Genomic DNA, 13140 nt, shown 5'->3' with positions numbered 1-13140 from the left:
GGTGAGTAGCTTCGACTTCAGTGACCCGACCGCGGCGGCCCAGCTGGCGGCCGACCATGTGCGCAGTGGCTTCCTTGCTCCGGCTGGGATCGAGCGCATCGACATGGCCCTGGTACTGGGCTCCGGATGGAATCAGGGAGTCGAGCGGCTCGGCGAGGAGATCGCCACCATCGCCCTGGATGAGGTTCCCGGCTTCAGCAAGCCCGTCGTCGCGGGCCATGGCGGATCGCTGCGGTTGGCCCGGACCCCACGGGGCAAGGTGGCCATGGTGCTCACCGGCCGCACCCACTTCTATGAGGGACGTGGCGTCGAGCCGGTGGTTCACGGAGTGCGCACCGCGGCCGCACTGGGTGCCAGCGCCGTGGTGCTGACCAATGGCTGTGGCGGGCTCAATCCCGACTGGGCTCCCGGAACGCCGGTCCTGATCGCCGACCACATCAACCTGACGGGTGCCACACCACTTCGCGGCGCCACCTTCATCGACATGTCCCAGGCCTACAGCCCGCGCCTTCGTGCCCTGGCCCGCCAGGTGCAGCCGGAACTGCCGGAGGGCGTCTACGTACAGTTCAGCGGGCCCAGCTATGAGACCCCCGCCGAGGTGCGGATGGCACGCACCATCGGCGGTGACCTGGTGGGCATGTCCACGGCGCTGGAGACGATCGCCGCCCGCGAGGCAGGTCTGGAGGTGCTTGGCATCTCGCTGGTGACCAATGCCGCCGCCGGCATCAGCTCCCAGAACCTGGACCATGGCGAGGTGATCGCGGCTGGCAAGGCTGCCGGCCCACGTCTGACCGCCCTGCTGAACGCGCTGCTCGAGCGCCTGTGACCTCCCACCCGACTGCCCAGAAGGAGAAGCCATGATCGACGCAGGACTTCGCCAGCAGGTGCTCACCTGGATCGCCGACGACCCTGATTCGCAGACCCAGGCCCGGCTGGCCGAGTTGCTCGCCGCGAGCGACGAGGGCGACACGTCGGCCACCGACGAGATCGCGTCTGCCTTTGCCGGACCGCTGACCTTTGGCACCGCCGGCCTGCGGGCCGCCCTGGGCCCCGGCCCCGGCCGGATGAACCGCGTGGTGGTCTCCCGCGCCGCCGCGGGCTTCGCCGCGTGGCTGCAGGAGCAGGGCCACGCAGGTGGCCCGGTGCTGATCGGCTACGACGCCCGCACCAATTCCGACGTCTTCGCCCGGGACACGGCCGAGATCTTCGCCGGGGCGGGCTTCCAGCCCATCCTCACCGACCAGCACGTCCCCACCCCGGTGGTGGCCTTTGGCATCAAGCACCTGGGGTGCGTCGCGGGCATCGTCGTGACCGCCAGCCACAATCCCCCGGCGGACAACGGCTACAAGGTCTACCTGGGCGACGGATCGCAGATCGTCCCGCCGGCCGATGCCGAGATCCAGGCCCACATCCAGGAAGTCTCGGCTCGCCCGCAGGGCGAGCTGCCGCGCAGCACCCAGTACCGCACCATCGGGCAGGAGCTGGTCGACGACTACGTCGACGTGGCCCGCCAGCTCATTCCCGCCGACGCACCGCGCCAGGTGGAGTGGGTCTACACCGCGATGCACGGAGTGGGTGCCCGGGTGGTCGAACAGGCCGCAGCGGCCGCCGGCTTCCCCGCTGCGCACAGCGTGCCGCAGCAGCATGACCCAGATCCGAGCTTCCCGACGGTCGCCTTCCCGAATCCGGAGGAACCGGGCGCCATCGACCTGGCCTTGGACCTTGCGGAGCAGACCGACGTCGACCTGGTGGTGGCCAACGACCCGGACGCCGACCGGTGTGCCATCGCCGCCCCCTTCCCCGGAGTCGGTTGGCGGATGCTCACCGGCGACGAGTTGGGGTCCCTGCTGGGTGACGATGCCATCCGCCGCCAGGTGCCCGGCACCTTCGCAAATTCGGTGGTCTCGTCCACCCTGCTGGGGACGATGGCCCGAGCCGCGGGCCGGGAGCACTCCACCACGCTGACGGGCTTCAAGTGGATCGGACGAGTACCCAACCTGGCCTTCGGTTATGAGGAGGCCATCGGCTACTGCTGTGATTCACCGCACGTGCCGGACAAGGACGGCATCACCGCGTGCCTGACGATCCTGCGGCTGACCGCAGAGCTGAAGGCAGGCGGACAGACCATCGCCGATCGCCTCGACGAGATCGCCCGCACCCATGGCGTGCATGCCACCAGCCAGCTCAGCGCGCGGGTGGAGGACCTGCAGGTCATCCGCGACGCCATGCAGCGCCTCCGGGATGACCCGCCGAGCACCCTGGCCGGTGAGCCGGTGACCATCCGAGACCTCCGCGCGGGCACCGATGACCTGCCGCCCACGGATGCGATCGAGCTGACGGGCCAGCGGGTCCACGTCGTGGCGCGTCCCTCGGGGACCGAGCCCAAGCTGAAGTGCTACCTGGAGGCCCGGGTCGACGCCGAGCAGTCGGCTCGGGAGCTCAAGCAGGCACGCCTCCAGGCGGCCCAGATGTTGACCACCATCCGCGACGAGATGGCCCAGGCCCTCGGCGTCGGTTGAGCCCCGCTGTCCAGGGCTGGGCCCACTGATCCAATACCGTGGAGGGCATGGATCCCGTGCGCCCCAGGTACACCCTGCTCGTGCGAGGCATGCTCGCCTCGCTCCTCGCCCTGTTGATGGGGGCAATGGCGGCACTTCCTGCCCGGGGCGACGAGACCTCGTCGCAGTGGCAGATCACCCGTCACGAGACCACGGCCGAGCTCGGGACCAACGGTGACGCGCGGGTCACCACGACCATCGACTTCGACTTCGGTCGTGATGCGGGCCACGGCCCCTATCTCACCTTCGTGACGCGGCAGGCCATCGCAGGCGACCGGGACCACTGGCGTCGCATCACGTACGACGACGTCCGCATCACGAGCCCCACCGGGGCACCCACGAACCTGAAGCGCAGCAGCGAACCGGGCGTGCTCACCCTGCGGATCGGCCGGGAGGGCACCCGGGTTCGTGGGGTGCAGACCTATGTGGTCAGCTACCGCCTGCGCGGAATCGTCGATCCGGAGAATGCCGAGAGCGGTCTGGACGAGGTGAACTGGAATGTGATCGGCGACGGTTTCACCGTGCCCATCCGCAATGCCAGCACCACCTTGGTGATGCCCACGGACGTCACGCGTACGGCCTGTTGGATCGACCGGACACAGACCTGCCAGCGGGTGACCCAGGACGGGCGGACCGTCACCTACCGACACAACAACCTGGCATCCGGTGAGCCCATGCAGGTGGTGGCCGGTGTGCCGACCGGCAGTTTCGTCGGAGCCGAGCCGGAAGTGGTCACGCGATTCAACCCGGCGCGGGCCTTCGAGCCCAACCCGGCCAATGCGGGAATCGCGGGAAGCGTTCTGCTGGCGGGCCTGCTGATGGTGGTCCGCGCCGCCCGTCGCCATGGCCGCGACGAGGTCTACGTGGGGCTCACGCCCGGACTGACGCCCACCGCCAGCGATGCCGGTGCCACCCGTCGCACCAGCCGCAAGGCGCCCGTCACCGTCCAGTTCACCCCACCGGCGGGCGTGCGCCCCGGAGAGATCGGCACCCTGGTGGACGAACGTGCCGACACGCGCGATGTCACCGCCACCCTGATCGACCTGGCGGTGCGTGGCCAGATCCAGATCGAGCAGCTGGGCAAGAAGGAGTGGGCCTTCACCCGGACCCGCCCGGCGCACCCCGACGAGTTGCTGCCGCACGAGACCAAGCTGCTGCAACACCTGTTCAGCCGGGGCAGCCGGGTGACCACGCGGGACCTGAAGGACAAGCGCTATGCCAAGCTCTTCCCGGAGGCTCGATCGGCCCTCTACAAGCAGGTGACCGGCGGACGCCACTGGTTCGGCAGCAGTCCCCAGACAACGCGCACCATGTGGCTCGGGGTCGGACTGGCGATTGTGCTGCTCGGCTTCTTTGGTTTCCTCGGGGGCATGTTCCTGCTCAACCTGGCATGGCCGGGCCTGGCCCTGGTGGTGGTCGGGCTCGCGCTCGCCATCGTCTCCCCCTGGATGCCGGCTCGCACCGCAGACGGCTCGGCCGCCCTGGCCCAGGCCCGCGGCTTCGAGCTCTACCTGCGCACCGCCGAGGCCGAACAGCTGAAGTTCGAGGAGGGCGAGGACATCTTCTCGCGCTACCTGCCGTGGGCCATCATGTTCGGCGTTGCAGAACGGTGGAGCAAGCTCTTCGAGAAGCTGGCCGCCGAGGGCCGCTATGACATGGCCCCCGCCTGGTACGTCGGCAATCCCTACTACGGGTTCAACTACGGCTACATCGGCTCATCCATGAGCTCCATGGGAGATGCCTTCTCCTCGGCCATGCAGAGTTCACAGGCTGCCGCCGCGGCCTCCTCGATGCAGTCCTCGGGAGGCGGGTCCGGTTTCAGCGGCGGTGGGGGCGGATTCGGTGGCGGTGGTGGCGGCGGCTGGTGACGCGCCCATGCCGGGCCGTCATCGGTGCCAGCCTTCCCATCGGTAGAATGCTGCACTGTGCGCAGCGTCATACTTCTTGCCGGCCCGTCGGGCAGCGGCAAGTCCCGCCTGGCCCGGGTGACCGGGGCCACCCAGTTCCGGCTGGATGACTTCTACAAGGACCACGACGCCCCGGGCCTGCCCGTCATCGACGACCGGATCGACTGGGATGACGTCGCCACGTGGGACAGCGTGGCCGCCGCGGTGGCACTGGGCGAACTGCTGACCACGGGACGGGCCGAGGTACCTCGCTATTCGATTGCGCGCAGCCGCGCAGAGGGCACGCACGTCGTCGACCTCGGGGACGAGCGGGTGCTGATTGCCGAGGGCATCTTCGCACCGGATCTGCTCACCGCCTGCCGGGAGCGCGAGATCGCCGTGACAGCGCTGTGGCTGGACCGTTCCCGGCATGCCAATTGCGTCCGACGGCTGCGACGCGACCTGGCCCAGCACCGCAAACCCGCCTCCATCCTGGTGCGCCGCGGCCTGCAGCTGTGGCGCGAGGAGACCGACAAACGCAACCGCGCCCTCGCCCAGGGCTTCCAGCCCATGGGGATGCGACAAGCCGTCGCCCTGGTCCGCCAGCTGCAGGACCAATCCCCGCAGAACTCCCCCGCGACAGTGAACTCCCCCATGTGACCACACCCCCACCAAGGAGTCCCGTGAGCCTTCCCGTCGAGCACCCCCACCTCGTCCCCGCCCCCCGGCCAGACCTCCCCGATGCCCCCGCACCCGGCCGCGGTTGGCTGGCACATCCCGTGACCCGCGCCGTCGCCTTCCTGGGCCTGTACATCGGCAGCGCCTACCTGCTGGCCCCCTTTGGCTCCCTCGACGATCCGTTGTGGGTCTGGGTCCTCATCCAGTTGGTGTGCAGCATCGGCGCCTATCTGGCCGTCGCGATCGGATTGGAGGGGCGCACGGTCCCCCATGAACTGGATCCGCGTCGCCTGGCAGGGCTGGGTTGGGGGCTGCTGCTGGGCGCGGCCGCGTGCACCCTGGTCTTCGTCATCTGCTGGGCCGCGGGCTGGCGCACCATCGACGGAACCAATCCCGACGCGCCGCTGGTGGACCCACTGCTCCAGCTGGGCGTAGCGGCCGGAATCACCGAGGAGATCCTCTTTCGTGGAATCCTCTTCCGGCTCGTCGAGCGAGGCCTGGGCACCTGGGGATCCCTGGTCCTGTCCGCCCTCCTGTTCGGCCTGGCCCACGTCAGCAATCCGGAGGGGACCCTGTGGGGTTCGATCGCGATCGCGCTCGAGGCGGGACTGGTCTTCGGACTGCTCTATGCGTGGACCCGTAGCCTGTGGTGGGTGATCGGCGTTCATGCGGCGTGGAATGTGGTGCTCGGGCCAGTTCTGGGCTCCGCTGTCTCCGGAGCCACGCCCAATGGCGACGGGGTGCTGGTCAGCCATCCGGCTGGTCCCGAGCTGCTCTCCGGCGGAGTCTTCGGCCTGGAGGCGTCCCTGGCAGCCGTGGTCGTCTGGCTCGCCGTCTCCGTGTGGATCCTCCGTCGCCTGTGCGGCAGCGACAAGGTTCTGGCCCCTGCCTGGCGGCGTCGCTCACGCGCCAAGCAGGGCCGGGAGCACCTCCCCGGTTGAGGCATCCAGGCGCACCGTGGCCAACTCGTCGGCACGGGTGGCGCCCTGGTTCACCACGACCACTGGCTTGCCCTGCTTGTGCATGTGGCGCGCGAAGCGCAGGCCGCTCATCACCGTCAGCGAGCTGCCCGCCACCAACAGCAGGTCCGCCTCGTCACACCAGTCGAGGGCCTGCCGCACCCGCTGGGCAGGCACCGGCTCCCCGAAGAAGACGACATGTGGTTTCAGCACTCCCCCGCAGGCCAGGCAGTCCGGGACCACGAAGTCGGCCCAGTCATCCACCACGGCGTCACCGTCGGGCCGCAGCTCGGCATGCCCCATGTCTGACTGTGGTTCGACGCCAGGGTTCAGCGCGGCCAGGCGCGGCTGCAGGTCCGCGCGGGAGGTCACCTGGCCGCAGCCCAGGCACACCACCTCGGCGGATCGTCCATGCAGCGTCACCAGCCGACGGGATCCGGCCGCTTCGTGGAGACCGTCCACATTCTGGGTGATGAGCCCGACGAGTCTGGTTGGCAGGTCGGCATCCTCCCACCTCGCCAGTGCCCGGTGTCCCGCATTCGGCAACGCCTGCCCCAGATGGGCCCAGCCCTGGTAGTTGCGGGCCCAGTAGCGGCGACGGTTGGCCTCATCGGCCACGAACTCCTGGTACATCATCGGCGTGGCGCGTTGGGCTCGGGGGCCGCGGTAGTCGGGCACGCCGGACTCGGTGGAGATTCCGGCGCCGGTCAGCACGACAGCGCCGTCCACCTCCTCCAGCAGCTCGCGCAGGTCGTGCAAGGAGCCTCGCAGCACCCGGGTGGGTTCCCAGGCGCCGGTGGCCCGACGCACATCAGGTCTCACTGCTGGGCTCCCGCTGTGCGGATGCGCGGCCGCAGGATCGCGTAGGCACCAAGTCCCGCCACCAGCCCCCAGAAGGCGGAGGCCAGGCCCAGGATGGTGACGCCCGAGGCCGTGACCACGAGCGTGAGCAGCGCCGCCTCGGTGACGCTGCGGTGGTGCTCCCCTTCGTGCATCGTGTCGTAGACGGCCGCCTGCAGCGGTGACAGCAGGGCCACACCGGCGACGGCGGTGAGCATCTCGGCGGGGATGGAGGCGAACAGGGAGACGATCGTCGTGGCCGCAAATCCGCCCACCAGGTAGAAGAGCCCACAGCTCATGCCCGCAATGTAGCGCCGGCTCCGGTCCGGGTGCGCCTCCGGGCTGCTGGCGATCGCGGCAGTCACCGCGGCGACGCTGATGGCATGCGAGCCAAAGGGCGCGAAGAGCGCGGAGAACACGCCGTCGATCCCCAGCAGCTTGCGGTCACTCAACTCGTAGCCGCTGCTGTGCACGGCGATCAGTCCGGGGGCATCCTGGCCCACCACGGTGACCAGCGCCAGCGGCAGGGCCACGCCCAGCAGCGCCCCGAGCGAGAAGGTGGGGGTGGTCCACACCGGGAGCGTCAGGCCCAGCTCCACGCTCATCGGATTGGACTGGCCGGTGGCCACCGCCAGGATGCCGCCGAAGACCAGGGCCAGGATCACCGCGAACCGGGGCTGGATCCGACGGCCCAGCAGATAGCCCAGCACCAGGCCACCGGCCACGACGGGCTGCTCTGCCACCGCCCGGGCCACCTTCAGCGCGAAGGGCAGCAGGACGCCCGCCAGCACGGCGGCCGTGATGGGCCGCGGGGTGGCCCTGAGCAGCTTGCCCACCAGACCCGTCGCGCCGAGCACGGCGCAGGCCAGGCCACACACGATGAAGGCACCCACCACGTCGGAATAGCTGTACTCCGCCAGCGTGGTCACCAACAGCGCAGCCCCCGGAATGGACCAGGCCACCATGACCGGCTTGCGGGTCAACCACGAACCGAACAGGCACACCAGGCCCGCTCCGACGGAGACCGCCCACACCCATGAAGCCGTCTGCCGCTCGTCCAGACCGCCCTGCCGAGCGGCCTCGAGCACCACCAGCAGCGGTCCTGCATAGGAGACGGCCACCGCAATGAGCCCGGCCGAGACTGCCGACAGACTGACATCGCGGCGGAGCTGGCGCCGCTCGTCCCCGTGCGGATCGCTCGTGACCTGTGGCTGCGCTGCCGCTTGTGGTGAATTCACGCCCTCACGATGGCACATCCGGCGATCAGTTTGAAAGCTGTTGCGCCTGCTGGATGACGGCCTCGGGCAGCTGGGGAGCCGCAGGCAGCTCCAGCTCGCGCTGGCTCGCCCCCACCAGCTCACTCACGGCGTCACCCAAGCGCTGCGAGCTGCTGATCATGGCCTGCTGGGCGGTCTGGATGGATCCCAGAACCTGGGCCCGGGCCTGCTGCCCGTAGCGGACGGCCTCCTCGATACCGGTCGCCTGGGTGTCCAGGGAGGCAGCCACCTCCAGGATCGTCTCGGGACGAAGCGTCGGCGTCTGCATCTGCCGGGCGATCTCGGGCACCGCACGCCCCGACGCCGCAGCATAGGCACCGAGCACCTCGTTCGCCCCGTCGGCCACGGCCTGCTGCAGGCCCGCCGCCTGCTGGGCCTGCAGCAGCAGACCCCACTGGGCAATGGTGAGCTTCATCGTCGGGATGGTCAGGTTCACCAGCAGCGCCAGACGTTGTCCCAGGCCGTAGTGCAGCGATCGGATGTTGCGGATCTGCGGGCTGGTGGACCAGGCGACGAAGAGTCGCTGCTGGAATTCGTTGATCCGGGTCTGCAGGGCCATGATCAGCTCGGTGATCCGAGCGCGTTCCTCACTGCGGGCACGGTGGTCCGGGCTGGCGGGATCCACCACAATGGCGTCGGCCTCCTGCTGCGCCTTCTCCAGCACGGCCTCCATCACCGCGATCACGCCGACGAGTTGGCTGATGGAGGCCTCATTGGCCTTGTACAGCTCGTCGCACAGCACCACATTGCGCTTGAGTTCCATCTGCTTGGTGGTCAGCTGGCCAGCGATCCGGTCCAGCTGCTGCTCCACCGAGCGGGCTTCCTCGAAGAGCATCTCCACCAGGTCCCGGCCGCGCTGGAAGACGCCACGCACGGCGTCCATGAAGCGGTCAAAGGTCTCCCGCACCTGCGGGATCGACGGGTCATAGTGCCGACGAAATTCCCGCATCCGGTCATTGATCTCCCGCATCATCGTGGTCAGCTCCGGGATCTCCACCGGGCCCACCTCCTTGAAGATGCGGTTCACCTGAGCGTTCACCGCGGTGAGAGCCTGGTCACCGAAAGTCGCGAGGCGCTGCGTGTCCGCCAGCATCGCCGGCAGTTGTTGGGCTGCCACGGCACGTGCCTGCTCCTGCTGGTCCGGCGAGAGCATCGCCAGACACGACAACTCACTGCTGGGCGCACCCTGGGCCACCTTCTGGGCCAGGACGGCGACGCTGCTCTCCGCGGCACCGGTGGGCTGGGCCGGGGCGCCGGTGATGGAACCGAAGTCGATGGACATCTGGGCCGGGGCATTGCTCTCGGACATGGGTTCTGCCTCTTTCTGGGAAGGATTCTCGACGCGTGCTGCTGGAGCACTACGGATGGGGGATGTGGTCTCAGGGGTCGGGCGAATCAGGGGGTCGGGCGGCCCGGATTCAGGAACACTTGGTGGCATCCTCCAGGCAGTCGAGCATGGCCAGCGTCACCTGCGAGTTGGGGGCCGGGACGGTCCGCACGCGGGGCGCCAGCGGCAGCGGTTCGAAACCCTTCACGTCGTTGATGGCCGCATTGGTGCCGGAGCGGAAGCCGAATCGCTGCCAGGCGATCTGCTGCACCTGCTCGTCCTTCATCGCGTCGATCAGACGTAGTGCGTCGGCGTCGAGCGCCAGGACGGGGTGGTCGGAGTAGATCGACGGGCTCGGGTACAGCATCGTCACGTCGGAGATCAGGGACTCGGACCGGTTGGCCTGGATCCACTGCTGAATCAACTGGTTCTCGTAGCCGGCATAGAGCGGGGATGAGTACTCGCCGCCCTGGGTGAGCCACTGGCGGAAGCCGTCGTCGGAGCTCGCGGCCTGCAGGCCGGAGGTCTCGTAGATCCGACGCAGGGTCGGGAGTGCCTTGCGGGCCTCGGCAATGGTGGGGGCCTGGGTCAGGTCACTGGTGGCAATGACCGTCAGCTCCAGCTGGGCCAGAGTGAAGCCCGAGTTGGAGGTGCGGGCGTCGGTGCTGCCGATCCGCACGGGGCCCGCCAGGTCGGTGGCCTTCAGCGACTGCCAGGTGGTCTTCTTCAGCACGTGGTCCGTGAGCAGCTTTGCGATGTCCAGACTGTTGACCTTGCCGCTGGTCGTCACCAGGCCCGCCGTGCGCAGCGCCTCGGTGGCATGGGGACCGGAGTAGATCACCTCCGGTGACTGCAGGACTGTCTCGGCGCGATAGTCGGGGAATTCGCCGCGGTGCCGCGCCTCGAAGACGCTGCGGGCGGATGCGCTGGAAGGCCACAGGCAGTTGAACGACTTCGCCTTTATCTCGTCGGCTGTCAGCAGGACCTGCTTGTAGGAACCCATCGGCACGAACTTCACCGTCAGTCCGTGCTTGTCGCGCAGCAGCTCTTGCACCTGCGGGTCCGCCATCAGACTGGACTTCTCGGAGCCGCCCGCGCAGGTGATGGTCACCGGCTTCTGCTCCACGGGCTTCTGGGCCGACGGAGTCCGCTGCGTGTAGAGGTAGAGCGAGGCTCCCGCCAGCAGCACGGCCAGCAGCAGCACCAGCCCCAGGACGAACCTTGAATTGCGCATCAGTGGTCCTTCGGGTCGTGGGGGTCAAGGGAGGGAGATCGAGTGAGTTCCGGCATCTCGGGCGGCGCCACGGTGGCCAGATTGGCCTGGTAGCTGGCCAGGTCGCCCTGGTTCACCAGCCGGATGCTCTCGTGCCCGAACTCCACAAAACGTCGCACGGCCTGCTCGCCCGCCAGGAGCAGCTGGTCCGGCTGGTCATAGAAGTTCGGGTGCTTCTCGATGTCGGAGTAGGTGCGCACCACGCCCTGCAGGGAGGTCAGGTGTCCCTTCAGCTGGCTGGCCGACGAATAGAGCGAGCTGGGCGAGGTCCGCTCCACCCGGGCCAGGAGCTCGGGCACCACCTGAACCATGCGGTCGAGTTCCCTGCGCATGCTGGCCGAACGGAGCTGCCTGCCGTCGCGACGGATCTGTTCCGCCAGCTCCGTGCATCCGCGGCCCAGAGCGCGGGCGTCCTGGGCATAGGTCTCGTCGGCGATCTGTGCCGGACTGCGCGCCAGGAGGAGATTTGTACCGGTGGCGGCGACGGCGGCCAGCACCGTCGGGCCCACCAGCCGGATCAGGTCCGTGGCCGGCTCCAGCGCCAGGAACATGCCGACGAAGACCACGGCTCCCACCACCAATGCCGTGGCCAGCGAGTACTTGCGTGCCAGCATCACTTGTACCCGGCAGCCTCGCGCAGGGCTGCCACCATGTCATTCTTCTGCACGAAGGCTCCTCCGCTGCGCTGCGCCAGTTCCTTGAGCTGGTTGGGGTCGGCGTCCTTGCCGAAGGCGATCGTGATCACCGGGACCTTCGCCTGGTCCAGCTTGGCCAGGGCCTGGTCACGCTTGCCCGTCCCGGACATGCCGTCGGACATCACGACGATCAGCTGCTTGCCCTTGCCCGACGAGCTGCCCAGTTGGCTGGCGGCCAGATCCAGACAGGAGTAGATGTCCGTGCCACCGCCGGGGCTGGTGTCGCGGATCTTGCTCTCGAGCTGCTTCAGGTCGGATTCCGCATTGCCCGCCACCGTCCAGGGGCCGGCCTTGATCGCCCCATTGAAGACGGCAACCGTGGTCGTGTCCCCGGCGGCCGTCTGGAGCAGGTTGCGACGGGCCTGTTCGGGATCGAAGAGCGCACCCGCAGCGTCCTGTACACCGTCCCATCCTTCGTTGTCGGCCATCGAGCCCGACCCGTCCAGACAGTAGAAGAGCTCCACCGGCTTGCGGAACTGCGTGTGGTACGCATCGAGGGCACTCTCGATCACGGCGGCCGCCGGGTAGGTGACGCCCTGCTCCTTGAGGTTCGCCTTGATGCCCCAGTCCGGGTTGAAGACCTTCGGGTCAGCACTGGCCAGGCTGAGTCCGACGCCACCGGCGGGACGCCGCCCCAGGGCGAGCAGCTTGTCCTTGGCCCCAGGATCGCTGAGCAGGTAGTTCTGGAGCTCGGTGAAGATGGCGTGCTTGGCGTCCACCTGGTCCTGCCCGTGGTTGGAGAAGCCCAGCGGCGCATCGGAGATGGCCATCGCGCCGCGCGGGTAGACGACGTAGAGGGGCTCCTCCCCCTTGGACACCAGTTCGAGGTTCTTCTCGATCACCAGGTCCTCATAGGTGAACATCGTCTCGCACTGCCCGGGTGAGGCCAGGCAGTCATCCATCATGGTGCCGGTGGACGGTGGGGTCTTGTCGATCGCCTGGATGAAGGTCTGCATGCCCTTGACCACCTTGGGGTCCTTGAGCTGTTCCTGGGTGAGGGCCTGGCCCGGTGGGTTGCCCGCAAAGTGGTTGAGGAAACTGAACAGCGTGGTGGCACCCGAATTGGACTGCGTCGGATTGGTGGCCCACACCGTGGCCTTGCCACTCTCGACGGACTGGATGATCTGCGCGGCCGTCTGGTCCTTGCCCACCATCCCGAGCTCCTGCATCACTGGCTTGAAGCCGGCATAGACCACCGGGGTGAGGAACATCGGCTTGGCGTCGGTTAGCTGCGAGTTCGTGTTGCCGAGCTGGCTGAAGACGCTGGATGCAAACCAGTAGGCATCGTGTTCGGTGCTGTTGCCCTGCAGCATGCGCGCCTGGTCAACCGATCCCTTGAGGGTGTAGGTGCAGCTGTACCCCTTGGAGTCGCACCAGGGCAGGACGATCCTGTCCAGCACGGAGCGCTGCTCGGAGCCGGCGACGATCGTGAGGCTCTTGTCCGCTGCTGCCCCGCCCGCATCACCGCCGCCACCCGGCCCCTCGTCGTCGCAGGCGGTGGCGGTCAGCGCCAGAGTGGCGGCCGTGACCACCACCAGGAGCCGACGGGCGGTGGATCGTGCAGTCCGGGGAAGAGCCTCCATGACCCATTTCTAACCTGCGGAAGGGGCAGCTACGGGGAGCTTCCACCCTTCTCACTCGCCTGTT

Annotated in this window: 11 protein-coding genes; 5 read left to right on the top strand and 6 right to left on the bottom strand. The window is 68.4% G+C overall.

Features of this window, described 5'->3' with window-relative positions; genetic code table 11:
• Position 1: 1 nt before the first annotated feature.
• Genes ACTQ49_RS01735 through ACTQ49_RS01715 form a run of 5 tightly spaced genes read left to right on the top strand, consistent with a single transcriptional unit; the run spans position 2 to position 6063 of the window.
• Positions 2–826, top strand: coding sequence for a purine-nucleoside phosphorylase (locus ACTQ49_RS01735; RefSeq protein ID WP_441826122.1), 825 nt, complete (start codon positions 2–4; stop codon positions 824–826).
• 31 nt (positions 827–857) lie between these two features.
• Positions 858–2519, top strand: a complete 1662-nt coding sequence (locus ACTQ49_RS01730) for a phospho-sugar mutase (protein WP_441826121.1) — start codon at positions 858–860, stop codon at positions 2517–2519.
• A gap of 47 nt (positions 2520–2566) precedes the next feature.
• Positions 2567–4426, top strand: coding sequence for a DUF2207 domain-containing protein (locus ACTQ49_RS01725; RefSeq protein ID WP_441826120.1), 1860 nt, complete (start codon positions 2567–2569; stop codon positions 4424–4426).
• A gap of 57 nt (positions 4427–4483) precedes the next feature.
• Positions 4484–5104, top strand: a complete 621-nt coding sequence (locus tag ACTQ49_RS01720) for a uridine kinase (RefSeq protein ID WP_441826119.1) — start codon at positions 4484–4486, stop codon at positions 5102–5104.
• Positions 5105–5127: 23 nt separating this feature from the next.
• On the top strand, positions 5128–6063 hold the full coding sequence (locus tag ACTQ49_RS01715) for a CPBP family intramembrane glutamic endopeptidase (RefSeq protein WP_441826118.1): 936 nt from the start codon (positions 5128–5130) through the stop codon (positions 6061–6063).
• Here the strand turns inward: ACTQ49_RS01715 and ACTQ49_RS01710 are convergent.
• From ACTQ49_RS01710 to ACTQ49_RS01685, 6 genes are all read right to left on the bottom strand, one after another.
• A complete protein-coding gene (locus ACTQ49_RS01710; protein ID WP_441826117.1) occupies positions 6025–6903 on the bottom strand; it encodes a Sir2 family NAD-dependent protein deacetylase in 879 nt (292 codons plus the stop codon). The genes ACTQ49_RS01715 and ACTQ49_RS01710 overlap by 39 nt on opposite strands.
• Positions 6900–8159: a benzoate/H(+) symporter BenE family transporter gene (locus ACTQ49_RS01705; RefSeq protein ID WP_441826116.1), complete on the bottom strand. Its 1260-nt coding sequence runs from the start codon at positions 8157–8159 to the stop codon at positions 6900–6902. Before ACTQ49_RS01705 ends, ACTQ49_RS01710 begins: the two co-directional genes overlap by 4 nt.
• A gap of 25 nt (positions 8160–8184) precedes the next feature.
• Entirely contained in the window at positions 8185–9507 is a 1323-nt protein-coding gene (locus ACTQ49_RS01700; RefSeq protein WP_441826115.1) for a toxic anion resistance protein, read from the bottom strand.
• 109 nt (positions 9508–9616) lie between these two features.
• A complete protein-coding gene (locus tag ACTQ49_RS01695; RefSeq protein ID WP_441826114.1) occupies positions 9617–10759 on the bottom strand; it encodes a hypothetical protein in 1143 nt (380 codons plus the stop codon).
• On the bottom strand, positions 10759–11412 hold the full coding sequence (locus ACTQ49_RS01690) for a hypothetical protein (RefSeq protein WP_441826113.1): 654 nt from the start codon (positions 11410–11412) through the stop codon (positions 10759–10761). Before ACTQ49_RS01690 ends, ACTQ49_RS01695 begins: the two co-directional genes overlap by 1 nt.
• A complete protein-coding gene (locus tag ACTQ49_RS01685; protein WP_441826112.1) occupies positions 11412–13076 on the bottom strand; it encodes a vWA domain-containing protein in 1665 nt (554 codons plus the stop codon). Before ACTQ49_RS01685 ends, ACTQ49_RS01690 begins: the two co-directional genes overlap by 1 nt.
• Between the last annotated feature and the right edge of the window lie 64 nt (positions 13077–13140).

The organism is Luteococcus sp. Sow4_B9 (genome assembly GCF_052116585.1).
In the GTDB taxonomy this organism is placed as follows: domain Bacteria; phylum Actinomycetota; class Actinomycetes; order Propionibacteriales; family Propionibacteriaceae; genus Luteococcus.
Note: the sequence above shows the minus strand (reverse complement) of the source record. Positions and strands in the feature narration are given on the sequence as shown.